Consider the following 24,819-nt stretch of genomic DNA (forward strand, 5'->3'; position numbering starts at 1 on the left):
TCAAACCTCCAGTACGAAATGACGGTTGCCGACGGGCCGCAGAACGGCTTCCTCCCGCGGCAGGTTGGCGCCGACGTCGAAGACGAGCGGGCGGCGGTCACGTTCGATATCCGGGTCGGGAACCGGGATCGCCGAAAGCAGCGCTTTCGTATAGGCATGCTGCGGGTTTTCGAAAATCGCGTCGCAGGGACCGATTTCGACGATGCGCCCGCGCAGCATGACGGCCACCCGGTGGCAGAGGTAGCGGATCATCGACAGGTCGTGGGCGATGAACAGGTAGGTCAATCCCAGCTCGTCCTGCAGATCCTGGAAGAGGTTGACGATCTGCGCCTGGATCGACACGTCGAGTGCGGTGATCGGCTCGTCGGCCACGATGAAGGCAGGATTGAGCGCGATCGCCCGTGCGATATTGACGCGCTGGCGCTGGCCGCCGGAAAACTCGTGCGGATAACGCTTCATGAAGGACGGATCGAGGCCGACTTTGGTAAACAGCGAGGCGACCCGATCCTCACGCTCGCGGCGCGAACTGGCCAGATTATGAACCTCCAGCGGCTCACCGACAAATTCGCCCACTGTCATGCGCGGATTGAGCGAGGCATAGGGGTCCTGGAAGATGACCTGCATGTCGCGCCGGTAAGGCTTCAGCATCGCCTTGCTCAGGCCGGTGATGTTCTCACCCTTGTAGAGGATGTCGCCGCCGGTCGGCGCCTCGAGCTGTAGCAGCACACGGCCAGTCGTGCTCTTGCCCGAGCCGGATTCTCCGACAAGGCCGAGCGTTTCGCCGGGGGCGATGTCGAAGCTGACATTGTTGACGGCCTTCAGGGCCGGCATCGAGCCGCCGAACAAACGCTTCTCGCCGCCATAGGTCTTGCAGAGGTTCTGGACTGAAACGAGCGGCGTCATGTTGCTCTCGCTCATGGTTGCACCTGCGTGGCGGCAATCTCGGCACGAAGATCGTACCAGGCGGCCGCCCTGTGGCCGGCAACGCTGCCCTCAACTTCGCCAAGCGGCGGCGTCTCGATGCGGCAACGCTCTGTCGCGAAGGGATTGCGCGGCGCGAAAGGATCGCCGATCGGCTCTTTGGTCAGGTCCGGCGGATTGCCGGGGATCTGGTAAAGCCGGGTCACGCCTCGACGGCCGCCATGTGGCAGCGACTTCAGAAGGCCCCAGGTATAGGCGTTGCGGGGATCGTGGAACACGGCGCGGACCGGGCCGCGTTCCATGATCCGGCCACCATACATGACCTGAACCGTATCGGCGAGGCCGGCGACGACGCCCATGTCATGGGTGATCCAGATGACGGTGGTGCCGATCTTCTTCTTGAGATCGCGCACCAGATCGAGGATTTGCGCCTGGACGGTGACGTCGAGCGCCGTGGTCGCCTCGTCGGCGATCAGCAGCTTCGGATTGCACGAAATGCCGATCGCGATCATCACGCGCTGGCGCATGCCGCCGGAAAACTCGTGCGGATATTGTCTGGCGCGGCGGGCGGCATCGGGGATGCCGACAAGTTCGAGAAGTTCGACGACGCGCCTCCGCGCCTGACTTACCGACATGCCGAAATGCCGCCGCAGCGGCTCGGCGATCTGCCGCTCGATGGTCAGGACCGGATTGAGCGAGGTCATCGGATCCTGGAAAACGAAGCCGATTTCCTTGCCGCGCACTTCGAACAGTTCGCGTTGCGACAGGGCCAGCAGGTCGCGGCCGTTGAACAGGACTTCGCCGCGGACGATGCGGCCGGGCGGCGTCGCGATCAGCCCGACCATCGACAGGGCATGGACACTCTTGCCCGAGCCGGATTCGCCGACGATGCCGAGCGTCTCGCCCTCTTCCAGGCTGTAGGACACGTCGTTGACGGCATGCACGGTGCCGGCCGGCGTGTCGAACGCGACGGTAAGATTGCGGACCTCGAGCAGGGGTGCCATCGGACGCTCAGACCTCCAGATAGCCGCCGGCCGAGCGGGTCAGATACTCGCGGCCGGTCTCGGTGACGAGAACGGTATCGGAGATCTGCGTCGCGCAGACGCCGGGAACGCGGATATTGGGCTCGAAGGTGAAGATCATGCCCGGTTCGAGCACAAGCGAAGACGACGCATCGAGCGAGGAATGTTCGTGTGCGCCGAGCCCGATCCCGTGGCCGATGCGGCCCGGAATGTTGGCACCATAACCACGCGCGTTCAGGCTCTCGCGGGTCTTTTCGAACAGGTCCTTGTAGGGCGTGCCGGGCCTGATCAGGGCATCGACCTCTTCGCGGATGTCGAGAATGGCGTCGAGCGCCCGCTTGTTGGTTTCCGGCAGCGGGCCCATCGCGATGGTGCGCTCGTTTTCGGCGTGGATGCCGTTGGCGATCGTCCAGATCAGCACCGACACAGCCTCGCCGCGCTGAGGCTTGCGCTGGGTGGGGTTGTCGCAATTGTAGAACATGCGCGGCCCCGAGAGAACCCAGGTGGCCATGCCGTTCTGGACCCCGCCTTCCAGCGAGCCGAAGTCGCAGACCTCGACATCGGGATATTCGGCGGTCCACAGCGTGTTCATCGCATGCATGGAGGCGATGGCGACCTCCCGCTCGTTGCCGCCGGCGGCAAGGGTTGCGATCGCCGTATCCATGCCAAGATCGGCCGCCCGCGCGGCGATGCGGGCATTGGCGATCTCGTCCGGGTCCTTGATCAGGCGGCAATGGTCGATCAGATGGCTGACATCGGCGAATGCCGCGTCCGGCAGCGCCTTGCGCAACTGGCCGGCCCGCTGGATCGAAATGAATTCCTCCTCGATGCCGACGGTCTTGCCGGCCACGCCGAGATCGGCAAGGATCGAGGCCAGCGCATCCTGCCAGTTCGGCCCCATGGTGACCTTGGTCGACCAGGAACCGTAGAGGCGGATATCCGGCACCCAGGCGCTGGCGCGGCCGTGATCGTCGCGCAGCGCATGCACGAGCATGATCGGGTCATGGTCCGGGGTCAGTATGGCGATCACCGGATGGGAATAGATGATCGGGTTGAAGCCGGTGAAATAGAAGCTGTTTTCCGGTTTGAAGGAGACGATGACATCGACGCCCTGCCTGGCCATCCCGGCCTTCAGGCGTCCGACGCGGGGCGGTAACGTGGAACGGGAAAGCTGGTTCATCGCGTGGTCCTCAATTTCGGATCGAAGTGATCGCGCAGCCAGTCACCCAGAAGGTTGACGCTGAGCACGGTCAGGAGAATGGCAATGCCGGGGAAGGTGACGATCCACCAGGCGGTCGAGATGTAGACACGACCGTCGGCCAGCATGCGGCCCCAGCTCGGATTGGGTGGCTGGACGCCGAGGCCGAGAAACGAAAGCGCCGCATCCATGATGATGATGCGGGCGAGTTCCAGCGTGGCGATCACCAGCGCCGGGGTCATGACGTTCGGCAGCAAGTGCTTGAGCATGATGCGCCAGGTTCCCGCACCGATCGCATGGGCCGACAGGATGAACTCGCGTTCGCGAAGGGCAAGCACCTGGCCACGGATGATGCGGGCGTAGCGGAGCCAGCTCGTCAGGGCGAGCACGATGACGAGGTTGCGGGTCGAGGGTCCGAGCGCCGCAACCACCAGAAGGGCCAGAAGCATCAGCGGCAAAGCGAGCTGGATATCGACGATGCGCATCAGGACGCGATCGACCATGCCGCGGTAATAACCGGCGACAATGCCAAGCAGCGTGCCGACGATGCCGCCCAGAATGACGGCCGCAGCCGCAATCGCCAGCGTGATCCGGCTGCCGTGAACGATACGGGACAGGATATCGCGACCGAGCTCGTCAGTGCCGAGCGGATGGGCGCCGGGCGAAAACAATCCCGTCCAGGTGGGAGCTGCCATGCGGGCAAGCAGGTTGGATCGCGTCGGCACCGGCAGGCCGAGATAGGGCGCGAGAATTGCGGCCAGCACGAAGACCGACACCAGCAGGAAACCGAACAGTCCGGCGCGACTTTTCAGGAGGGCGAGGAAGAACGCTTTCATGGCCGCACCTATCGCCGACGGATGCGCGGATCGAGCACGCCATAGAGCAAATCGACCAACAGGTTGACGACGATGAAGATGGCAGCGACCAGCGCGACCCCCGCCTGGATGACCGGGAAATCCTGGGCCTGGATCGCCTGCATGATGATGCGCCCGACGCCGGGCCAGGCGAACACAGTTTCGATGACCACCGATCCACCGAGAAGCTCGCCGGCGATGATGCCGATCATCGTAATCACCGGGATCAGCGCGTTTCGTGCGATGTGCCAGAAGAACACGGTGCGCGGCAGCAAGCCCTTGGCCCGCGCGGTTCGAACGTAATCCTCGCGCATGATGTCGAGCAGCGACGATCGGAGCAGACGGGCGATCGAGGCCGACACGAAGACCGACAGCGTCAGTCCCGGTAGCACCAGATGCGCGATGGTTCCCGAGCCGCCCGTCGGGAACCAGCCGAGATCGACCGAAAAGACCAGGATCAGCATGATGCCGAGCCAGAAAACCGGTGTCGCCTGGCCCAGAAGAGCCGCCACCATGACGATGAACTCGGAGATGGTGCCGCGTTTCAGCGCCGCGATGGCACCGGCCACCGCTCCGATCAGCGTCCCGAACAAAAGCGCGGTACCGGCGAGCGTGGCGGTCACAGGCATGCGTTCGAGAACGACATCCATGGCAGGGCGCTGGTGTTGGAACGAAATGCCGAAATCACCCCGGACCATGGCCAGAACGGAGATGAGATATTGTTCAAGGATCGGGCGATCGAGGCCAAGCGAAGCCCGAAGCGCGTCGAGGTCCTGCTGGCCGGCGCCGACCGGCAGCAGAAGCACGGCCGGGTCGCCGAGAACGCGGCTCACGAAAAAAACGATCGTGACCACGCCCCATATGGCGAGCAGCGATTCTGCCAGCTTGCCGACAAGATAGCGGGTCACGGCCAGTACCTCGCAGCATAGAGAATGACGGTCGTCATTCGGCCGCTCCCTTGAGGAGGGCCGGGATCATCGCGGCGGAATCCGTCCACTCGTCGCCGAGCAGCTCCGGCGTTTCAAAGGCGACGAGATTGGCGAAATGGGTTTCGCGGTCGGCGACGAAGAGATTGCGGGCGATGCCGCGCGCAAGCCGACGACCGCCGTCGCTGACCGCCGGTATATCGCCCGACAACTTGCCGTGGCTGAGCGAGGCCGGATAGTTGAAGCAATGGACGAGATGCAGTGACGGGCAGCTGCCGGGAAGCTTTTCGAGAAATTCGAAATCGGGACCAAGATAGGGAGATGTGGCGAGCTCGCCGTTTTCCATGCCCTTTTCGGGCGTGAAGACGTCGCTCCAGAACTGGATATAAGGCGCAAAATGCTTGAGTTCGGGGCGGCGATCGAGATCGACCCGGAAGCCGGTGGCGAAGATCGCGAAATCATAGTCGACATCGCCGCCGCTCGTTTCGACGACGATATGGTCGCCGCTTTCCCGCAGGCCGGTCACCGCCGTGCCGAGGAAAAACCGGCTGTTTTGATGTTGCGACACCCGCAGGGTGGAATCGCGCGGCGGCGGCGTCTGGGCGCCGAGCACATAGTCGAGGAATTTCCATTTCCACGCATCGCTGAGGCCGGCAAAACCCTGGACGACACCCTGGCTGGCAATGCCGGTGAATTTGTTGATGCGGGGAAGTTCCTTGCGCCGGATGATCATATCGACCTGGCCTGCACCGGCTTCGAGCGCGGTTGCAGCATTGTCCATGGCGGAAGCCCCCGCCCCGACGACCGCGACGCGCTTGCCTTTCAGGGCCGGGAAATCGATCTCGTCGGCGGAATGGGCCCAGAATTTTGACCGTACGCGCTCGACGAATTCCGGCACGTAACCGCCGCCGAGGCCGTCGCGGCCGGTCGCCAGAACCACATGCCGCGCATAAAGTCGTTCCTGTCTGCAGCGTTCAGCATCCCAAACGTCGAGAGCGATCAGGTCTTGGCTGACCGGGATCATTTCGGTGACGGTGACGAGATTGCGGACCGGCAGTTGAAGCACGCGGCGGTACCAGACCAGGTAGTCCATCCACTGCGATTTGGGAATCTTGCCGAGCGCGTCCCATGCCTGCGCGCCGAACTGTGAAACATACCATGCCCTGAATGTCAGCGCCGGCAGGCCCAGCGCCGGCCCCGGCAGCTGCTTGGGAGAGCGTAGCGTTTCCATGCGCGCGAACGTCACCCACGGCCCCTCCTGCCCTTGGAGAGAGCGGTCGAGGCAGACGACGTTATGGATGCCGAGCATTTTCAGCGATGCGGTCGCCACCAGGCCGCACATGCCGGCGCCGATTACGACGGTATCGAAAACTTTTACACCATCATATTCGGTCGGCGGCACCCACTCCTTGGGAGGGAGCTCGAGAAACGACAGGTCTTCGGCAAGCCGCAGTTCAAGCGCTTCTAGGCCTTTCATCCGCTGTGCATCCTGCGCCTTCACAATCATTGCTCCTGTGCGTTCGCGCCAGCGCCGAAAGTGGCATCCGCCACGCGTTCGATATGGCCCGGATCGTGTGCCACGAAACCTGGTATGCGGGCGGCCGACATCCTGGTGATCAACTGGATGAGCTCCAGAACGCCTTCCGAAAGCGGCTTGGAAGCGGCCGAGAAAATGCCCCAAAGAAATGGGATGTCGACATCGAGCGGGCGGATCTCGACGTTCTTGAGCTGCAGGCCATAGGCGGTCGCGGGCTCCACGATCGAGACGCCGAAACCCGTGGAGGCGAGCTGCAGCGCATTCAGCGCCGCATTGGTATCGACGACGCGCGATGGCCGGACATCGGCCGCCTGCAGCGCCTGATTGACGCGGCGACGCAGTCGGAAAGGATTGGCCATGGTGATGAGGCAACGGTCGGCCAGGTCGCGAACGGAGATGACATCCTTGCCCGCCAGGGGGTCGTCCGCCGCCACCGCGGCGACGCAAGGCGCTTGAAACAGGCCATGCACATCAAGGCCCGGATGCTCGACCGGCAGCGAGGCGACGCAGAAATCCGCGGTGCGGGCAAGCACCGACTGGACGGCCGCCTCGGCCGAAATGCTGCGCAGATGCACATTCCGCGGAATGAGGTCCGCCGGCATTTCCGCAAGCGCGAGCGGCACCAATCCACTGGCAAATGCCGGGATCGCGGCAATCTCGATCGGCGCCGGCTCTTCCGAGAGAATATTCCTGGCACGCTCCTTGAGCTGGCCGATGCCGGTCAGGAAACGCTCGGCATCCGAATGAAAAGCGACCGCCCGCGATGTCGGCGTGATGCGGGGACCGTTGCGGTCAAAAAGCGCAAAGCCGACGGAGGATTCGAGTTCCTGAATGAGCCGCGTCACCTGCGACTGCGAGCGGTCGAGCAGCCGGGCGGCGGCGGTGATGCTGCCTGCCGACATGACTGCGAGGAACACTTCCAGCTGCTTGATTTCCATCGCCGACCCATAATGCGCAAAATGCAGCATTGACTATTGTTAATTCAAATATCGCATACTCAAAAAAATGCGCAACGTATAAATTGCTCAAATGATAAGCCGGGCAGTAGACCCTCTCTTCATCAGGCCAATGGGAACACGAGGTTGCGCCAATGACGACGATCCGACTGTGCTTGCCGTTACGCGTTTCCGTTTCCAGCCGGTTGACCAGGTCAACAACGTCGAAGAAGCGGCCACCCGCGTTTTGTTGCGGATGCCGGTAGCGGCCGGAGAGGCTCATCTGTCCTTCGATAGCGAGCCGCAGATTTGCATGCGATGAAAGCGATCGCAAACCTGAGACCCTTGCAATGCCCCTTCATGAGCAGCCTGCGCGTAAAGCCCGCATCGCTCGGCTATCTGACATCTTTTGACATCGAGCGGGAATTTTGGCGGCTTTCCAGGGTTCGCGCAGCCAAATTCGGGCCCCAATGACCGATAATCTTGCATTATCGACGTTATCTTGCACACTTGAATGCGACAATATTTTATGTAGAAATCTAGAAAGAACGCTATTTTTCTATATGAGAGCTATCCCACATGAGCCTCAGCATCAAGGATCCGGAAGCCCATCGCCTGGCACAGGCGATCTCCCACGCCACGGGAGAAAGCATGACCCGTGTCGTCACCGAGGCGTTGCGTGAGCGTTTTGCCAAGATCGAACGCCGAAAAGGCCGGGCCAGCGTCGAGGAGCTTCTCGCGATCGCAGATCGCGCTGCGGCGAACGTCAAACGCCCCTATGTCGATCATGCTGATTTCCTTTATGACGAGAACGGCCTACCAAAATGATCGTCGACACTTCGGCGCTGGTCGCAATTCTTTATCGTGAGCCCGAGGCGGCAAGGTTTGTTAAGGCCATCCATGACGTCGAGCTCACGCGGATCAGCGTAGCGAATTACGTGGAGTTGTCGATGGTGGTGGAAGGCCAGCTCGGCCCTGATGGTATGCGCCAGGCGGAGGCTTTCCTCCGGCGCGCCGGCATCATCGTCGAGCCTGTCACTCTTGATCACGGCGAACTGGCCCGACAAGCTTTTCCAGATTTCGGTAAAGGCCGTCACAAGGCCGGTCTCAACTTCGGCGACTGCTTTGCTTATGCTCTAGCGAAAGCGACTGGCGAACCGCTGCTGTTCAAGGGTAACGACTTCTCTCAAACCGATGTCCAGGCGGCGTAACCACGACCGACGATGCAATGTCGACCGGATCCGCTCAAGCCATCGTGCTGGCTGATAACGAGCCCGTTGCCCTGCTGGCGCATCGGCAAGATCTGGCCGAACGTGCCCGTGGTTATGTCGAGGCGGCAAGCTCCGCCAATACCCGTAAGGCCTACGCCTCGGACTGAAAGCATCCGCCGCCTGGTGTCGGCCCATCAGCGGGTTCACCGTCAGGCGATCAGCCTCGAAATCACTGCTTCCGCCTTCCGAGGCGGGCGTGAGATAGGCACAGGCGGACGCGGTGGCTCCGATGTCGCGCCGCTTGGCGTCCAGGATCAGACCAAAGGCCAGCGGCCTGCTTCATTCCGAGGGATAGGGCTGCCAGACCGGATTCGAAAATAAGCAAAACTGTCCGCTGTGAATACCACCACGTCCTCGACCCGAGGCGAGAAATGTCCATCCTCACAGCGTGATCACCGCATGTTCCAAATCGAACAGATATACGCTACCGTCGTGTCGTGGCGCGCTTAACTTCTCAAATCCTCGACGTGCTCGATCTATCGCCTTGGATGATGGACATCAGGGTCACCATCGAAGACTGCCAAGCAATTCGGCAGGCGTCCCGATCAAGCGGTCCGCCCCGGCGATCTCCAGTTCCTCGCGGCTGCCATATCCCCAGAGGACGCCAATCGCCCGCATGCGATTGGCATGAGCGCCAGCGACGTCGAATTTGCGATCGCCGACCATGATGCACTGATCCGCGGTCAGACCGTTCTCCGCCAGAATGTGGGAGATCAATTCCGGCTTGTGGTCGATATCCTGGCCGGGCACCGAACCGTAGATGCCGTCGAAAAGCGGAGCCAGTTTTTTGTTCTCAAGAATCCTGCGAGCAAACACCGCCCGTTTCGACGTTGCCAGATATAAGCTCACACCCGTTTCCCGCATCGCAAAAAGAGCGTCTGCAATTCCGTCGTAGAGCTCGCTGAGCAGCAGGCCCCTCGTCCCATAGTCTTCACGATATGCCTCGACCGCTTCCGACACGCGACTGTCGCCGAATGGCTGGAGAAGATAGCGCATGACGTCTTCGATCGGCGGCCCGATGATCGAGGCGATGTCCATTGCCGGATCTGTCGTATGGCCGAGAGCCCGCAAGGCCGCGCGGCAGCTGGACAGGATGCCCGGCTCTGAGTCGATCAAGGTCCCATCGAGGTCGAGAAGAATGGCTGAAGGCGAAGACATAAGGAAACTCACTTTCCGATCATATAAAGGCTCAATAAATGATGTAGGGATGGCGAGCGATGCATCCGGTTCTGCGAACTGGATCGGTCCTGTGCAACATTTTCAATGTCGCGTTTCAGCCATCATGCTGCTGATGAGATCGATCGCATCCTCGCCCTTCAGCGCGCTCTCCCACATCCTGCGGGCAATTTCCTCATGCAATTTCACGCCTTCGAGCGATGCGGTGATGATCCCGACCCCGACCCTGACGTTTGGCTGTTCTCCAAGGCGAAACGGACTGATCGCGAGAACAGAGCGCCCCGCCTGCCTAAAGATCTGAAAATTCGTCGCCGGAACAAGGCCGGGCACAACCGCTATCTGAACGCCGATCGACGGCTTTTTGACGAGCTCGACAATGTGTTTGACCTCGGCCCTGGCCATGGACTGTCGATTTCGCCGGTCCGAAGCTGAGAGATCATCGCGCCCAATCAGCCCATTCGACAGAAACCGCCGCAGCTCGGAGGCTGCGATCAGGTTGACCAGGAGGGGACGGCGGCGTTGATAGGCTTCCTTACGCTGCCGGAGGACAGAAAGAAGCCTGTCGATAGCCGTCGCGGTCTCGTCGTCCTTGGATCTCAGGTCATCCATCGCAAGCGCGAGCATCTCGTCATATGCGGATGAGGTCAGGAGATAGGAAAGCGGACCGAAGAAGCCGATGATCTGCTCGCTCTCGGCCTCAATCTGACGCATTCGCTCGAAAAAACCCAAGGCGGTATCCACATATTCGATACCTACCCCCAGGAGATTGGGCAGAGAGACGTCCAGCACACGGCTGATGCGAACGAGGGTTTCAATCTTGAGGATTTCTCCTTTTTCCGCCCGGTAAAGCGCGGCACGGGAAACGCCGAGCCTGTCGGCAAGCATTTCAGGAGATAGGCCGTGCGCCAGGCGATACGCATTCAGCCGCTGGCCGATATCCTTCAGTATGCCGGCCTCCTCCGCCGGCATCGTTCGCCTTTCCGACATCAGCGATTCTCCTCATTGAGAACGAGGGATACTTCATTTTATATGCCCTGTCTAAATATTATGGACATCGTCTAAATTTTGAGATAGCCCGTTTACAACATCAAAAAAAGGGGACGTGATAATGATGAAAGCAATTGCAGCAATCCTGCTTGCCGCAGGGACACTGGTCGGCTCCGCCGTTTCCGGTATCGCGCAGAACCTGACGCCGGTGAAGTTCTCGCTGGATTGGACCCTGCAGGGAAACCATGCCATCTGGGGTCTTGCCCTCAAGAATAAAGATTTCGAGGCCAATGGGCTGAAGGTCACCATGGACCGGGGCTATGGCTCGGGCGATACCATCGTTAAAGTCGCAGCGGGCGCCTACGACATCGGGTTCACCGACATCAATTCGCTCATCAAGTTCAATGCCGAAAATCCCGATCGGTATCTGATTGCGTTCTATCAGGTGTTCGACAGGACGCCCAACTCGATCATTGCTCTTGCCAAAAGCGGCATCAAGTCGCCTGCAGACCTTGCCGGCAAGAAGATCGGCGCTCCGGAAGCCGATTCAAGCCGCCTGATGTTCAGCGCGTTTGCCCAGGCAAACAAGATCGACCCCGCCTCGATCAACTGGGTCACCATCGCGCCGAACCTACGCGAGACGATGCTGGTGCAGGGCCAGGTGGATGCGATCTCCGGCTTCTCCTCGACGTCTGTCTTCAACCTCATTTCGGCTGGCGTACCGGAAAAAGACATCACCGTGCTCGGTTATGCCGACAATGGTCTCGACCTTTATGGCAGCGCGCTGGTTGCAACGCCGAACTATATTGCCAAGCACCCGGACGTCATCAAGGGCTTCGTCAAGGCCTCGATCGCCGGCACCATCGCTCTCCTGAAAAACCCGGAGGCCGGCATGCAGGCGATGAAGGAAATCGAACCGCTCTATGACGTCAAACTCGAGGCGGCACGCCTGAAATTCCTGTTGGACAAGGGTGTTCTGAAATCCCCTTCGTTCGAAACGAATGGTCTCGGTTACGTGGATCCCGCCCGCATGGCGCTGACGATCAAGACGAACAGCGACGCCTACAAAATCGCGGCGCCCGCAGCCGATAAGGTCTACACGACCGAATACCTCCCCCCGTCAGCCGAACGGATGCCGCCGAAGTAAGCAATTCCCAGCAAGCATCTCATAATCGTTCCGAAACGACATTTCTGGCGGCCCGGATGAAGAACCTCGTCGAATTGATTGACGTCAGCCTCTCTTACGGCAAGACGCCGGCGGTATCAGGCCTCAATATGAAGGTCGAAGAAGGGTCCTTCGCGGCGGTGGTCGGACCGTCCGGCTGCGGGAAATCTTCGCTGATGAAATTGGTGACGGGCTTGATGCCCGCCACCACCGGCGCCGTTCTGGTCGACCAGCACGAAATCTCAGGCCCGGTCAGCATCGTCGGAATGGCGTTTCAGAATCCCAATCTTTTGCCCTGGCGGACGACATTGGAAAACGTCCTGCTCCCTCTCGAGGTCGTTCGTCCCGAGCGCCATCAGTTCCGTGCGAAGAAACAGGAATTCGTCGACCGGGCCATGGATCTTCTGCGGATCGTAGGACTGGAGAGTTTCGCAAGTCATTATCCGTGGCAGCTTTCCGGCGGCATGCAGCAACGCGTGTCTCTCTGCCGATCGTTGATCCACCAGCCGCGACTGCTGATGCTCGACGAGCCGTTCGGTGCACTCGACGCATTCACGCGCGAGGAATTGTGGGATGTGCTGCAGGCGATCTGGCTGGAACGGCAGTTCACGGCCATTCTGGTGACTCACGATCTCAGAGAGGCGCTTTATCTGGCAGACAGCGTCCATGTCATGTCCAACAGGCCGGGCCGGGTTGTTCGGACGGTCGACACCTCGGCGTTCAGCCGGCCGAGAGGCGAGCAGACCTTCCTGGATCCCGCGTTCAACGCAAACGTCATGGACCTGCGCTCAGATATCCGCTCGCAAAGAATGCCGATTGAAATCGCACCCGCAAAACCAGCAGGAAAGGCATGATGAGCATGTTGGAACGTGTCGGCCCTGTGGCCTTGCCGGTTATTCTGCTTGTCCTGTGGGAGCTCGCCTGCAAAGCTTTTGATATCCCGCCTTTCGTCCTGCCCTCACCGACGATGATCGCAGCAGCCCTTTATGAGAACGCCTATATCATCTGGTTTCATTCGAGCCAGACGCTGCTGACGACGGTCATCGGCTTCGCCGTCGCGGTGGGATTCGGTGCGGTTCTCGGTGTGCTGGTGGGATCGTCCAGGCTCGCCTATACGAGCCTTTATCCGCTGCTCGTCGGCTTCAACTCGGTGCCGAAGGTTGCGATCGTACCTATCCTTGTCGTGTGGTTCGGCATAGGCACCATACCCGCCGTGATCACCGCGTTCATGCTGAGCTTCTTCCCGATTGCGGTAAACGTCGCGACCGGTCTCGCGACGATCGAGACCGACCTGCGCGACGTCTTGCGCTCGCTGGGCGCAAGTCAACTCGATATCGTCCGCAAGGTCGGCATTCCACGTTCCATGCCTTACCTGTTCGCATCGCTGAAGATCTCGATCACGCTTGCATTTGTCGGATCCGTCATCTCGGAAACGCTTGCTTCCAACCGGGGTATCGGAACGCTGATGACCCAGGCATCCGCCAATTTCCGGATCCCGCTTGTGTTTGCAGGCCTTGTCGTCATCGCGCTCATGGGCGTCCTCATGTATATGATTTTCGCCTTCATAGAACGCCGCATGACCGGCTGGGCGACGCGGGGCGCCACCTTCGGCATCGGCGGCTAGTCAACCCCTTTTGGGCAGCGCGAGATGCGCCGCAATCATCTCCGCCACATGACCAAACCGGCAGATACCCAACTCCGCGGGTTTTATGCCCGGCCCGGTCGCCAGCACCGGCACCCGCTCGCGGGTGTGATCGGTGCCCGCCCAGGTCGGGTCGTTGCCATGGTCTGCGGTGATAATCAGCAGATCATTGCTGCGCAGGCGCCCCGTCAGTTCCGGCAGGCGGACATCGAAGGTTTCGAGCGCACGGGCATAGCCCGAAACGTCGCGGCGATGGCCCCAGAGACTGTCGAACTCGATGAAATTGGCAAAGACCAGATCGCCCGGCTCGGCACGGCAGCACCAGCCAAGCACATGGTCGAAGAGCGCCATGTCGTCGCTGCCCTTGGAGACGTCAGTAATGCCCTTGTAGGCAAAGATGTCGCCGATCTTGCCGACCGCATGGACCGCACCGCCTGCGGCAACAACCCGGTCGCAGATCGTGCCGTCCGGAGGGGCGATGGCGAAGTCCCTGCGGTTTGCGGTGCGGATAAAGGCGCCTGGCGTCTCGCCGACGAAGGGCCTGGCAATGATCCTGCCGACATTCAGCGGATGAAAGATTTCGGCGGCGATACGGCAAAGATCGAGCAGACGGTCGAGACCAAAATGGGCTTCATGGGCCGCAATCTGCACGACGCTGTCGGCGGAGGTATAAACGATCGGCTTGCCGGTCGCGATGTGTTCGGCACCGAACCGGTCGAGCACCTCGGTGCCCGAAGCATGGCAATTCGCAAGCGTTCCGGAAATGCCGGAGCGTGCTGCGAGTTCGGCCATCAGATCATCCGGAAATGCCGGTATCGCGCGCGGGAAATAATGCCAGTCACGGGCGACCGCCACACCGGCGAGCTCCCAATGGCCGCTCTGGGTATCCTTGCCGGCAGAGATTTCCTCCGCCACACCCCAACGACCGATCGGTGCCGCGCCGAGACCGGGCGCCGTCCTGCCCGATGCGAGCCGTATCGCGGCACCCAATCCCAAGGCATCGAGGTTCGGAACTCTCAGGAGGCCGCTGCGCCCCTCTTCCGCGCGCCCAGCGGCACAGGCCTCGGCAATATGAAGCAAGGTATTGGAGCTTTCATCCCCATAACGGGCCGCATCCGGCGCGCCGCCGCAGCCGACGGAATCGAGGACACAGAGGAAAACGCGCGCCATCCAATCAGCTCAGTTGAAACCGGCCGAGCGAATGGCGGCGGATCAGTTCGATGACCTCGTAGAAGGCCCATCCGATCAGCGACAGCAGGAGCACCATGCCGATGACAACGGCGGTATCGCTGTTTTCCTGGCCGGAGGACAGCAGATAGCCGATGCCCTCATTGGCGCCCATCAATTCGCCGATGACGGCGGCGGTCATCGCGAGCGTCGTTGCAACCGCCATGCCGGCAAGCACCGCCGGCAGCGCCGACGGCAGCTCGATATGCCAGAAACTCTGCCAGGGGCTGAGCTTCAAGACGGCGGCGAGATCGCGAAAACTGCCTTCCCCGTAACGCAGACCGGTCACCATGCCGGACATGACGGGGAAAAAGGTGACGATCGCGATCAGCACGATCTTGGGTGTTGGCCCGATTCCCAGCCACAACAGCAGCAGGGGCGCGATCGCGATCTTCGGTGCTGTCTGTAGCAGCAGGATGAGCGGCGTGGCAAAACGTTCGACCCGGGGAAGCCGCGCGAAGACGACTCCGGCAAGAATGCCGACCGCCGTCCCGATCACGAAACCTGCGACGATCTCCGTGAGAGTAACGCCGATATGCCGGAAAAGCTTGGCGTTTTCGAACAGGAAGAGCAGCCGGGCGAACACCTCAAGCGGTCCCGGCAGAAGAAATGCCGGAACCCTGAAGATGACGACGATCGCCGTCCACAGGACGAGGGTTACGATCAAACCCGCTATGCCACGCAGGATCATGTCTACTTACCGATCGTCGACGGATCGACGACGAAGTCGGCCGCCTTGGGGGCGCTGTCGATGACCTTGTACTGCGCCAGGATATCGGCGTTTTTCTGCCAGGCGGCCAGATCGGCGGCACCCAGGCCCTTCTGCTTGGTCAGCGCGCTCTGCCAGACGGACGGCACGAAGGTCTGTTCGAAGGCGGTCGTCAGAATGGCCTTCTGGTCTTTCGGCCAGGTCGGCGTGTATTTGGCAAGCGAGATGTCAAGCGCGTCACCGATATGACCATCGATGACCCATTCATAGGATTGGGTCACGGCGGTCGTGAAGCGCTTCACCAGATCCGGGTTTGCCGAAAGCTTCTTCGAACTGGTGACGACGACGTTGCCGAAGGACGGCAGGAAATCGTTCGACAGGATCATCGTGACCTTGGTGCCGTCGGCTTCGAGATTGTACTTGCGAAGCTCGGAGAAGACGATGGCATCGACCTGGCCTGCCTGAAGCGACTGCACGATGGCGCCGGTCGCGACGACTTCGACGCTGACGTCGTCGAGGCTGAGGCCGGCCTGCTTGAGACCCACCTGGAGCTGAAGATAGTTGGGGCTTGCAAGGCTGGTAACGGCGATCTTCTTGCCCTTGAGGTCCTTGTAGGACTTGATGCCACTGGATTCCTTGGCCAGAAGCGCGCCGATGCCCCGCTGATAGGTCGTGTGGACAACCTTGACCGGCAGGCCGTTGGCGGCAGCCGCAACCACAGCATCACCGTTCGGGAAACCGAAATCGACATTGCCGGCGGCGATGTTCGTCAGGATGTCGGCGGCGGCAGCATAGATGAATTCGACTTCGATGCCGTTCTTCTCGAAAATGCCCTTGTCGACGCCGGCATAAAGCGGCGCGTAGAAAGGGGCGGCTGCGCCATCGATCTGCAGCACGACCTTGTCGGTCGCTCCCGCGATCGAAGCGAAGAAGGGCGAGGTAAGAAGAGCAAGCAGGCTTGCCGCGGTCGTCACGCGAAACTGGATCATGGTTGGCTCCTGAGTTCCCATTTTGTGGAGGAAAATGCCCTTCCCGCAATGCGCAGAAGGTTTCGCTGGGTTGCCTCATAGTCGTCGAGCCAATCATCGGTGGCGCGATTTCCATGGACACCAAGTAGGCAGCCGGTTTCGAGGCCGATCGCCCCGCCGACCGTCAGCGTGATCTCGCTCTCCATCTCGACGCCGACGGCACCTTGAGCCTGGAAGCGGCCGATGAAATTGGCGGAGATATCGGCGCCATCGTAGAGCGGGCGATAACGGCGGTCCTGGCCGAAATAGTAGCTGTCGGTCGAAGCCACCATGCCCGGTCGACATGTCAGGCCTAACTCAGCCGCGGCGGCGATGAGGCCTTGGGTTATCTGCGGTGAAGCCTTTGCTTCGCCTCCGGCTGCCCGGTATGTCATCGCAGTGCCGGTATCGCCGATCGCCCTGTCGACCGCGATGAATGAGCCGACGGTGTATTCCGCGACGAGCGCTGACATGCCGCCGATCCGGATGACGCGCCTGGCGCCGAGCATAGCGAGTTCCACAAGGGCGATTTCGGTCGACGGGCCACCGATGCCTGTCGAACAGATGGTCAGCCGCGTTCCTTCGTAACTGCCGGTGATGACGGCGAATTCGCGCTTGCGGCCGAAGTCCTGCACATCTTCCAGCATGTCGGCGAGCAGCGCCACGCGATCCGGATCACCGGGGGTCAGCACGTTTTCGGCAATGTCGCCGGAACCGCAAGGCAGATGCGGCGGGCGGCCGTTCTTCCAGGGAAAGGCAGCGCTGGTCCTAGCCATTCTTCGCACCCTTCCAGGAGAGAAGGCGGCGTTCGAGAATGGTCAGCGCGACATGCAGGACCAGGCCAAGTACAACGGTCATCAGGACGGCTGCGAACAGAAGCGGCGTCTTGTAGGTGGCCGATGCGAAGGTCATCAGGTAACCGAGCCCGACCTTTCCGGACATCCATTCCGCCAGAACCGCACCGACCAGCGCCTGCACCGCGCCGATCTTCAGACCGACGAAGATCTCCGGCATTGCCGCCGGCAGTTCGATCTGACGAAAGCGCTGCACGGCGCTGAGGCCGAGCAGCTTCGAAAGATCCTTCATCTTCGGATCGAGCGTGCGGAAGCCGGCGACCGCACCGACGAAGACGGGAAAGAAGACCAGCGAAAAGATCAGGATGATCTTGGAGAGCACGCCGAAGCCGAACCAGACGACGAAGAGCGGCGCAAGCGCGATCTTCGGCGCCGTCTGCAGGATCACCAGCGGCCCGTCGAGCCAGACAGCGAGCCTCGGAAAGCGGGTCATGACATAGGCGATCGCAATGCCAGCAATGCAGCCGAGGATCAGGCCAAGGACGATGTTCTGCAGCGTGAAGCCGAGATGCCGCCAGAGTTCGCCGGTGAGCGCGATGGTAACCAGCGCGTTCCAGGTGCGCAGCGGCGACGGCAGGAGAAAGGCCGGCAGGGCCATCGGTCCCGTGGCAAACCACCAGACAAACAGGAGTACGCCAAGCGCCAGCGTGTAGTCGACCGCCGCGGAAAAGCGCCTGTTCATCAATGCGCCTCCCCGGCCGGTGTCCGCAGATCGCGGCGCAGCTGGGCGACCAGCGCATGATAGGCCGGATCCAGCTTGGTCTGTTCACCACGAGGACGAGCAAGCTCGACATTGTGGACGCATTTCAGCTTGCCCGGACGGGCCGTCATGACCATCACCCGATCGGCCAGATAGGCGGCTTCGTCGACGCTGTGGGTGACCAGCAGGATCGTCTTGCCGGTCGACTGCCAGATGCGCAGCAGTTCGTCATTGAGATTGTCGCGGGTCATCAGATCGACGGCGGAAAAGGGCTCGTCCATCAGCAGGATCGGCGGATCGTCGGAAAGCGCGCGGGCGATCGCCGCACGCTGGCGCATGCCGCCGGACAATTGGCGCGGCAACGCCTTTTCGAAACCGGCAAGCCCCACCATCTTGATCAGGTCGAGGGCGGTCTTGTCGCCCTGAGCCCTGGCAACGCCGGCTGTATCGAGCGGGAAACGGACGTTGTCGACAATGGTCTTCCACGGCAGCAGCACGGGCTCCTGGAAGACGAAACCGACCGGGCGCTTGCGGCCGGAGACATCGAGCGTGATCGAACCGCCGGTCGCCTGGTCGAGGCCGGAAATCAGCCGCAGCAGCGTGGACTTGCCGCAGCCGGACGGCCCGACGATCGAGATGAACTCGCCTTCCCTGATGGTGATGCTGACAGGCTCCAGCGCCGTCACCGTCCCGTGGTCAGCCACGAATGTCTTGTGAACACCCGCGATATCGATCATCCGCTCCGATTGCGCCACCCAAAAACTCCCTGCCTTGCTGGGGAAACAACTGATCCGCGAGGAGATAAATCCCCTTGGACCGCCCGCCCGCCCCGGAAAGACGTCAAGCTTTCACAAAACTTTCAGGCGCGCAACAAAAATCTCAAAGATGAGATTTGTATCAAAATTGCGTCCGCAATTGTGTTTCGCGTCCTGATAGAACTCAGGCGGCAGCCTGTCTCTTGAGGACGGTTTTCTCGATGAAATCGGCGGCCTGATCGCCCTTGAGGCTACGCCGCCAGAGCTGGTCGGTAATGCCACCATAGAGCTGAACCGCCTCCGCGGCCGCAGTAATGGTGGCGACGCCAACGCGGATATTGGCGAACGAACCAAGCCGGAAGGGGCTGACCGCCACCTGTGCCCTATCGGCCCGCTTGAAGATCTGGAAGCTTGCGCCCGGCATGGAATCGATCACGACGCCGATCTGAACGCCGATCGGCTGCTCCCGCAGCATATGCACGATATGCTCGATTTCGGCGCGGGCGGCGGCCTGCCGTTCCGACAGCCTGACACCCGGATGATCATGGGCACCGACGAACCCCACACGGCCGAACTCCTCCAGTTCCGCGGCCGAAACCAAGCTGACAATACTCGGGCTGCGCCTGCGGAACGTCTCCTTGCGGGCTTTCAGGATGTCCGTCAAAGCTGCGATTTCCCGGATCGCCGTCTTTCGGTCACTGACGTCCTGAGGAATGCTTTCATCGAGTACGGTCGGCAGAAGCTCGTCATAGCGGTCGGTCGTCAGTAGATACGAAATCGGCCCGAACATCACGGTGATCTGGTCCACATCCTCCTCAAGCTGGCGCATCCGCTCGAAGAAACTGACCGCAGAAGCAATATACTCGACGCCAACGCCGAGCAGGGTCGGCAGCGAGACGCCAAGCAGATCCGCGATCTTGCCAAGCGTGTCGACCTTCGGCGGCTTGCCGGACTCATAGCGATAGATCGCAGCCCGTGAAACGCCGGCCTTGGCGGCGAGCTCCTCCGGGGTAAACCCCGCCCCCATCCGAAACGCGCGAAGGCGACGACCGACATCCTCTGTGGAACTCACGAAGTCCAAGGCGATTCCTCCCGTCATCCTGTTGCCAAACCTTCGACTCCTTAAACAAAAACTGGAATAATCGCAATGTAGTTAATCTTCACGCGATAATTCTCATTTTTGAGAATCGTCTTGACAGCTTTCGCATTTCCACAATAGGCTCTGTTTTTGGACCCCGAACGCAGGGAGCACCCTATGACGTCCGACCACCACCTTCTCCGACGCTGATCCAAGGCGAACGACCCCGTGCGACGGTCAGCGCAATGTGCTGAAGCCCGACGTCGCCCACCCACCGACATTCCGATCCGATCGGCGGTCCATCCGCCGAGGGCATTATTTTTCTTGATTCCGGACACCGCCATGCCAGCAAGCCTTTGCGTCGTCTCCGATTCCGCTCCCACCGCCGCTCCCGTGCGTCACTCCGTCAATGAGGTAGACTGCCGGGTCAAAGCGCATGAATGGGTAAACGGCCAATATCGCCTTCTTACGCTTTCCGCGCCGTGTTCAGTGCTGGATTGCCAGCCGGGGCAGTTCTTTCATCTGCTCTGCCCGCAGACGGATCGGTTTCATCCTTATCTTCGCCGGCCGATGAGCATCTATTCCTGCAATCGCGAAAAGGGCGAGCTTACGTTCCTCTACAAGGTCGCAGGCGAAGGCACCGGCGCTCTGGCCGGCCTCGAAACCGGCGATGTCCTGAACATCGTCGGTCCGCTCGGCCAAGGGTTCGAGATCCGCCCAGAATGGCGCCGCCCGCTGCTCATCGCCCGTGGCGTCGGGCTTGCGACGCTCGCCCCGCTGGCGCAGGAATGTGCTCGCCTCAGACTGCCGCTGACGGCGATCTGCAGCGCCCGCGCGCCCGATCTGCTGATGTCGACCAACCTCTTCCGCTCCTTCGGCGCGGAGGTCATCACCGTGACGGATACTGAAGGCAATTCGGATACCGAAAGCCTGACGCCCCTGATCGAGGGCCTGATCCGCAGCCGCGGTATCGACGCTTTCTTCACCTGCGGCTCGGCGCGGCTGATGCGCATGCTGCAGGAGATCGGCGCCCGCCACGGCATCGGTGGACAAGTGGCGCTCGAACAGCACATGGCCTGCGGCATCGGCATGTGCCAGGCCTGCGTGCGACCATTTCGGCGCGAGGACGGCGCGGTGAATCTCCGGGTTTGCCGCGAGGGACCGGTCTTCGATCTTCAGGAGGTGCTGTAATGGCCGACCTCACCACCCGGATCGGCGCGCTCGTGCTCAAGAACCCGATCATGCCGGCCTCCGGCACCTTCTCCGAGGAACTGGCCGAAGTCTTCGATCTCGATTGCCTGGGGGCACATGTGACGAAGACCATTACCCAAGGCAAGCGCGCCGGCAATCCGGTGCCGCGGGTCTGCGAGGTGAACGGCGCCATGCTGAATTCGATCGGCATCCCCAGCAAGGGCGCGGAATGGTTTCTGCAGAACACCGTGCCGTTTTATGCTGACTACGATGCGCCGTTGGTGATCAGCATATCCGCCAATTCCGCCGACGAATTCGCGCGTTTCGCCGAAGAGGTCAGCGTGCCGGGCGTCGCGGCGATCGAAGTCAACATTTCCTGCCCTAACGTCGAGGATCACGGCAAAGCCTTCGCAATGCGGCCGGGCCCGACCGGCGACGTGATCCGCAAGATGCGCTCCGCTACCGACCTTCCCCTCTGGGCAAAACTTTCGCCCAATACCGGCGAGGTGGTGGAAGTCGCGCAGGCGGCCGAGGCGGCCGGCGCCGACGCACTCGTCACCGCCAACACGATGCTTGCCATGGCGATCGACAGCGCCACCGGCCGCGCGCGCCTCGGCAATGTCATGGGCGGACTTTCCGGTCCGGCTCTGAAGCCCATTACGTTGCGCATGACTTACCAATGTGCCCGGGCAGTTTCCATCCCGGTCATCGGCTGCGGCGGCATCTCGACGGTGGACGACGTGCTGGAATACCTGATCGCCGGCGCCCGCGCGGTACAGGTGGGCACCGCCACGTTCATCAGTCCCACGACCATGCCCCGCCTCATCGGCGAACTCGAACAGGAACTTGAAGAACGCGGCCTCACCTCCGTCGACGCCCTGATCGGTTCGGTCGACATCGCCGACGAAGCCATTACCCTTGCGGAGTATGCGTGATGAATGCCGCCGTTCTCGAAAGACCCGCATGCTTTGACCTTGCCGGTGTCGCCGCCCAGCTGTTTGCCGAGATCGCCGAGCGTACCGCAGATGTCGAGGGCGTGAGCCGTCCGGCTTTTTCCAGGGCGGAGACTGAAACGCTGGATTTCCTGGTCGACTTCGCCCATTCGGAAGGCCTCGTGACGGAATGGGATGCCGGTCGCAACCTCGTCTTCTCGCTGCCCCAACATGCCGGGGCCGGGCACTATGTCCTCGTCGGCTCGCATGTCGACAGCGTCCCCAGCGGCGGCAATTTCGACGGGCTTGCCGGCGTGCTGGCCGGGCTGCTTTGTCTCGTCCGGGCGAAGCGCGAAGGCGCTCGTTTCCCCGAACCGGTAAAGGTCATCGCCATGCGCGGCGAGGAGAGCGCCTGGTTCGGCCCATGTTACATCGGCTCGAAGGCGCTGCTCGGCGTGCTCTCGCAGGATGAACTTTCCGCTCGCCACAAAAGCGACGGCCGCACACTCGATGAACACATGGAAGCGGTCGGCATCGACATGGCGCCGATCCGGGCCGGCAAACCCCTCCTGGATCACTCGGCGGTCAGAGCCTATGTCGAGGTGCATATCGAACAGGGGCCTGTGCTTATCGAGCGTAATGTGCCGGCGGCGATCGTTTCTGGCATTCGCGGCAACTTCCGCTTCAAGAAAATTTCCTGTTTCGGCGAAGCCGGCCATTCCGGCGCGGTTCCCCTTGCCTATCGGCACGATCCGGTGCTCGCAATGGCGGAGTTCCTGAACGTGCTTGACGCCGCCTGGCATGATTTCGTCGCCAAGGGCCGCGACCTCGTCGTTACCAGCGGCATGGTCTCAACCGATCAGCAGAAGCATGCCCTCTCCCGCATTCCGGACAGTGTCGAATTCAGCCTCGACGTTCGCAGCCAGGACCGCGATATGCTGGAGGCAATGCACGCACTCGTCCTCCAGCACGTGACGCGTATCGAGAACGAACGCGCCGTCCGTTTCGATCTTGGCCAGGCGCTATGGACCAGTCCGGCGCTCTGCAGCCAGTCGCTGATCGCCCGACTGACCGAGGCGGCGGAAACCGTCGGCGTGCAGCCGACGTTGATCCCGTCCGGCGGTGGGCATGACGCCGCGGTCTTTTCCGCAGCCGGCATTCCGTCGGGCATGATCTTCATCCGCAACCGCAACGGATCGCATAATCCGCAGGAGGCGATGGAGATCGGCGATTTCGAAATCGCCACAGCCATCCTCTATGAGTTCCTCGGCAATCCCCATGAAACGTCAGTCGGCGGCCAATCAGCGAAGGAAACTGGTCCCATGTTCTCCAACATCACAGACATCATCCGCCAGAAGGGCAATGCGGTGCGCGCTTATCGCGCCGCGGCTGTGGCCGCCGGGCAGGCCGCCATCGACGATCCGGATCGCGTGGTCGGCTATTTCATGCTGGGTCTCGCGGCGCAGGAAGTCGCCGAAACATATTATGCCGAACCGGTCGAGGCCGCTGTTTTCGACCAGGAACTGTCGAGGTTTGATGGATATGCCAACACGCTCGATGCTGCATTCGCAAACCCAGATGCCGGGATTCGGCTTGATGCCCTATCGAGGGTAGCCCGCAGCCTGGCAATTGATCGCCAGCGGTCGACAATTCGCGCTGCCAGCTTGTAGTGCAGCGACGATTTCGGTTGCCTAATTGTTGGCCGCCCCCCCCGGGAAGACATTTCGCTCACGACCAGCCGGCAATGCTCTGCAGGAACAGACCGGCCGCCCGTGACAGCGGATGTTTTTCGCCGCTGAGCAGGCAGTATGTGACCGGCAGCTCCGGTTCAAGCACGACGAAGCGCAAGGGCAGCGCCGCGTATTCGCGGGCGATCAGCTCGCTGACCAGCGCAATGCCAAGACCCTCGGCGGCCAGTGCGCAGGCGCTTGCGACGGAATGCGCCTCCAGCAACGGCCGCTGTCGCAAGCCGTGCTGATAGAACAGCGCCTCAAGCTGATGGCGGACGGGCCGTTCACGATTGAGGACGATGAGATCGTGGCCCTTCAGCTCGGCGATCGTCAGCGACGACCGCTCGGCGAGCAGATGATCGCGATGCAGTACGCAGACGATCCGCGACGGCAGCAGCTTTTCCTGCCGCAGTCCGGGAGTTGCCAGCGGCAGGCGCGCGAAACCGATATCGGCTTCGCCATCGGCAACCATGCGTTCGAGCGCCAGATAATTGCCGGAGGCCAGTTCCACCCGCATCGGGCCGTTGGCCGCAAGAAAATCTCGGATCATTTTAGGTATCCGGTTCGACGACAGACTGGCCGGAAAAGCAAGCCTCAGTAGCATGTCGCGGGAGCGCCCGTTCTCCAATTCGATGGCCGCCGTTTTAAGCACACGCAGGCGATCGGCAATGGCGCGGATTTCCGGCCCGAGCTGCAGGCCTTCGCGCGTCGGCGCCAGGCGGTTCTTGTCACGCTCGAACAGGCGAACGCCGAGATAATCCTCCAGCTGCTGCAGGAGCCGGCTGGCATTCGATTGCGAAATGCCGAGCTCCAATGCTGCGGCAACCGTCGAGCCGGTGGCGGCGATCGCGTCATAGGCCTCGATATGCTTGAGGCTGATCCCCGCCTTCACCATGGAGAACCCCTTCCTTCGATAGACTTATTCGAAAACCGCATAAGATTGCGGCCTTCAACGAAGTCGAACACTTTCGCCCGTGTAACAAGCGCAGCGAAAGACATTCG

Annotated in this window: 25 protein-coding genes and 1 pseudogene; 9 read left to right on the forward strand and 17 right to left on the reverse strand. The window is 61.4% G+C overall.

Annotated elements, in window-relative coordinates:
- From ACZ9IU_RS27950 to ACZ9IU_RS27980, 7 genes are read right to left on the reverse strand one after another with little or no spacing between them, the layout of a single operon-like run.
- Window positions 1–918 (reverse strand): ABC transporter ATP-binding protein, encoded by a 918-nt coding sequence (locus ACZ9IU_RS27950; protein WP_040124637.1) that lies wholly within the window; start codon window positions 916–918, stop codon window positions 1–3.
- Window positions 915–1,925 carry an ABC transporter ATP-binding protein gene (locus tag ACZ9IU_RS27955; protein WP_040124636.1) on the reverse strand — a complete coding sequence of 337 codons (1,011 nt, stop codon included), beginning with the start codon at window positions 1,923–1,925 and terminating at the stop codon, window positions 915–917. Before ACZ9IU_RS27955 ends, ACZ9IU_RS27950 begins: the two co-directional genes overlap by 4 nt.
- A gap of 7 nt (window positions 1,926–1,932) precedes the next feature.
- On the reverse strand, window positions 1,933–3,123 hold the full coding sequence (locus tag ACZ9IU_RS27960) for a M24 family metallopeptidase (protein WP_040124634.1): 1,191 nt from the start codon (window positions 3,121–3,123) through the stop codon (window positions 1,933–1,935).
- A complete protein-coding gene (locus ACZ9IU_RS27965) occupies window positions 3,120–3,977 on the reverse strand; it encodes an ABC transporter permease (protein WP_040124633.1) in 858 nt (285 codons plus the stop codon). The genes ACZ9IU_RS27960 and ACZ9IU_RS27965 overlap by 4 nt, the downstream gene beginning before the upstream one ends.
- An 8-nt stretch (window positions 3,978–3,985) precedes the next feature.
- On the reverse strand, window positions 3,986–4,903 hold the full coding sequence (locus ACZ9IU_RS27970; RefSeq protein ID WP_040124631.1) for an ABC transporter permease: 918 nt from the start codon (window positions 4,901–4,903) through the stop codon (window positions 3,986–3,988).
- Window positions 4,904–4,937: 34 nt separating this feature from the next.
- The gene (locus ACZ9IU_RS27975; protein ID WP_040125759.1) at window positions 4,938–6,398 is read right to left on the reverse strand and encodes an NAD(P)-binding domain-containing protein; all 1,461 of its coding nucleotides are present in this window, start codon (window positions 6,396–6,398) and stop codon (window positions 4,938–4,940) included.
- Window positions 6,399–6,424: 26 nt separating this feature from the next.
- Window positions 6,425–7,396 (reverse strand): LysR family transcriptional regulator, encoded by a 972-nt coding sequence (locus ACZ9IU_RS27980; protein ID WP_040125758.1) that lies wholly within the window; start codon window positions 7,394–7,396, stop codon window positions 6,425–6,427.
- Between the two features lie 576 nt (window positions 7,397–7,972).
- Here ACZ9IU_RS27980 and ACZ9IU_RS27985 point away from each other — a divergent pair.
- From ACZ9IU_RS27985 to ACZ9IU_RS27995, 3 genes are read left to right on the forward strand one after another with little or no spacing between them, the layout of a single operon-like run.
- Window positions 7,973–8,221 carry a type II toxin-antitoxin system VapB family antitoxin gene (locus ACZ9IU_RS27985; RefSeq protein ID WP_040124628.1) on the forward strand — a complete coding sequence of 83 codons (249 nt, stop codon included), beginning with the start codon at window positions 7,973–7,975 and terminating at the stop codon, window positions 8,219–8,221.
- The gene (locus ACZ9IU_RS27990) at window positions 8,218–8,604 is read left to right on the forward strand and encodes a type II toxin-antitoxin system VapC family toxin (protein ID WP_040124626.1); all 387 of its coding nucleotides are present in this window, start codon (window positions 8,218–8,220) and stop codon (window positions 8,602–8,604) included. Before ACZ9IU_RS27985 ends, ACZ9IU_RS27990 begins: the two co-directional genes overlap by 4 nt.
- A 17-nt stretch (window positions 8,605–8,621) precedes the next feature.
- Window positions 8,622–8,771: a hypothetical protein gene (locus ACZ9IU_RS27995; RefSeq protein ID WP_157885296.1), complete on the forward strand. Its 150-nt coding sequence runs from the start codon at window positions 8,622–8,624 to the stop codon at window positions 8,769–8,771.
- Between the two features lie 397 nt (window positions 8,772–9,168).
- Here the strand turns inward: ACZ9IU_RS27995 and ACZ9IU_RS28000 are convergent, their stop codons facing one another.
- Together ACZ9IU_RS28000 and ACZ9IU_RS28005 are read right to left on the reverse strand one after the other, a co-directional pair.
- Window positions 9,169–9,822 carry an HAD hydrolase-like protein gene (locus ACZ9IU_RS28000; RefSeq protein WP_040124625.1) on the reverse strand — a complete coding sequence of 218 codons (654 nt, stop codon included), beginning with the start codon at window positions 9,820–9,822 and terminating at the stop codon, window positions 9,169–9,171.
- A gap of 102 nt (window positions 9,823–9,924) precedes the next feature.
- Window positions 9,925–10,827, reverse strand: coding sequence for a helix-turn-helix domain-containing protein (locus tag ACZ9IU_RS28005; RefSeq protein ID WP_051900434.1), 903 nt, complete (start codon window positions 10,825–10,827; stop codon window positions 9,925–9,927).
- A 121-nt stretch (window positions 10,828–10,948) separates the two neighbouring features.
- Between ACZ9IU_RS28005 and ACZ9IU_RS28010 the strand changes: the two genes are divergently transcribed.
- The 3 genes from ACZ9IU_RS28010 to ACZ9IU_RS28020 are packed head-to-tail and all read left to right on the forward strand — an operon-like array spanning window position 10,949 to window position 13,616.
- Window positions 10,949–11,974 (forward strand): ABC transporter substrate-binding protein, encoded by a 1,026-nt coding sequence (locus ACZ9IU_RS28010; RefSeq protein ID WP_040124624.1) that lies wholly within the window; start codon window positions 10,949–10,951, stop codon window positions 11,972–11,974.
- A gap of 56 nt (window positions 11,975–12,030) precedes the next feature.
- Window positions 12,031–12,846, forward strand: a complete 816-nt coding sequence (locus tag ACZ9IU_RS28015) for an ABC transporter ATP-binding protein (RefSeq protein ID WP_051900430.1) — start codon at window positions 12,031–12,033, stop codon at window positions 12,844–12,846.
- Entirely contained in the window at window positions 12,843–13,616 is a 774-nt protein-coding gene (locus ACZ9IU_RS28020; protein WP_040124622.1) for an ABC transporter permease, read from the forward strand. Before ACZ9IU_RS28015 ends, ACZ9IU_RS28020 begins: the two co-directional genes overlap by 4 nt.
- On the opposite strand, the gene ACZ9IU_RS28025 is transcribed toward ACZ9IU_RS28020, so the two are convergent.
- The 7 genes from ACZ9IU_RS28025 to ACZ9IU_RS28055 all read right to left on the reverse strand — a co-directional run bounded on the left by ACZ9IU_RS28025 (window position 13,617) and on the right by ACZ9IU_RS28055 (window position 19,958).
- Window positions 13,617–14,804 (reverse strand): phosphopentomutase, encoded by a 1,188-nt coding sequence (locus ACZ9IU_RS28025; RefSeq protein ID WP_040124621.1) that lies wholly within the window; start codon window positions 14,802–14,804, stop codon window positions 13,617–13,619. It lies immediately after the preceding gene.
- A 4-nt stretch (window positions 14,805–14,808) separates the two neighbouring features.
- On the reverse strand, window positions 14,809–15,552 hold the full coding sequence (locus tag ACZ9IU_RS28030; protein WP_040124619.1) for an ABC transporter permease: 744 nt from the start codon (window positions 15,550–15,552) through the stop codon (window positions 14,809–14,811).
- Window positions 15,553–15,554: 2 nt separating this feature from the next.
- Entirely contained in the window at window positions 15,555–16,559 is a 1,005-nt protein-coding gene (locus ACZ9IU_RS28035) for an ABC transporter substrate-binding protein (RefSeq protein ID WP_040124617.1), read from the reverse strand.
- Window positions 16,556–17,353, reverse strand: a complete 798-nt coding sequence (locus ACZ9IU_RS28040) for a nucleoside phosphorylase (RefSeq protein ID WP_051900425.1) — start codon at window positions 17,351–17,353, stop codon at window positions 16,556–16,558. Before ACZ9IU_RS28040 ends, ACZ9IU_RS28035 begins: the two co-directional genes overlap by 4 nt.
- Window positions 17,346–18,113 carry an ABC transporter permease gene (locus tag ACZ9IU_RS28045; RefSeq protein ID WP_040124615.1) on the reverse strand — a complete coding sequence of 256 codons (768 nt, stop codon included), beginning with the start codon at window positions 18,111–18,113 and terminating at the stop codon, window positions 17,346–17,348. The genes ACZ9IU_RS28040 and ACZ9IU_RS28045 overlap by 8 nt, the downstream gene beginning before the upstream one ends.
- The gene (locus ACZ9IU_RS28050) at window positions 18,113–18,886 is read right to left on the reverse strand and encodes an ABC transporter ATP-binding protein (protein ID WP_244447608.1); all 774 of its coding nucleotides are present in this window, start codon (window positions 18,884–18,886) and stop codon (window positions 18,113–18,115) included. Before ACZ9IU_RS28050 ends, ACZ9IU_RS28045 begins: the two co-directional genes overlap by 1 nt.
- A 184-nt stretch (window positions 18,887–19,070) precedes the next feature.
- Entirely contained in the window at window positions 19,071–19,958 is an 888-nt protein-coding gene (locus tag ACZ9IU_RS28055; RefSeq protein ID WP_244447618.1) for a helix-turn-helix domain-containing protein, read from the reverse strand.
- A gap of 348 nt (window positions 19,959–20,306) precedes the next feature.
- Here ACZ9IU_RS28055 and ACZ9IU_RS28060 point away from each other — a divergent pair, with 348 nt between their 5' ends.
- The 3 genes from ACZ9IU_RS28060 to ACZ9IU_RS28070 are packed head-to-tail and all read left to right on the forward strand — an operon-like array spanning window position 20,307 to window position 23,757.
- Window positions 20,307–21,155, forward strand: coding sequence for a dihydroorotate dehydrogenase electron transfer subunit (locus tag ACZ9IU_RS28060; RefSeq protein WP_244447607.1), 849 nt, complete (start codon window positions 20,307–20,309; stop codon window positions 21,153–21,155).
- Window positions 21,155–22,090 carry a dihydroorotate dehydrogenase gene (locus tag ACZ9IU_RS28065; protein WP_040124611.1) on the forward strand — a complete coding sequence of 312 codons (936 nt, stop codon included), beginning with the start codon at window positions 21,155–21,157 and terminating at the stop codon, window positions 22,088–22,090. The genes ACZ9IU_RS28060 and ACZ9IU_RS28065 overlap by 1 nt, the downstream gene beginning before the upstream one ends.
- A complete protein-coding gene (locus tag ACZ9IU_RS28070; protein ID WP_040124609.1) occupies window positions 22,090–23,757 on the forward strand; it encodes a hydantoinase/carbamoylase family amidase in 1,668 nt (555 codons plus the stop codon). The genes ACZ9IU_RS28065 and ACZ9IU_RS28070 overlap by 1 nt, the downstream gene beginning before the upstream one ends.
- A 58-nt stretch (window positions 23,758–23,815) precedes the next feature.
- On the opposite strand, the pseudogene ACZ9IU_RS28075 reads toward ACZ9IU_RS28070, so the two are convergent.
- Window positions 23,816–24,753: pseudogene (locus ACZ9IU_RS28075) on the reverse strand (LysR family transcriptional regulator).
- Window positions 24,754–24,819: the final 66 nt, after the last annotated feature.

This window comes from Mesorhizobium sp. USDA 4132, from assembly GCF_056279545.1.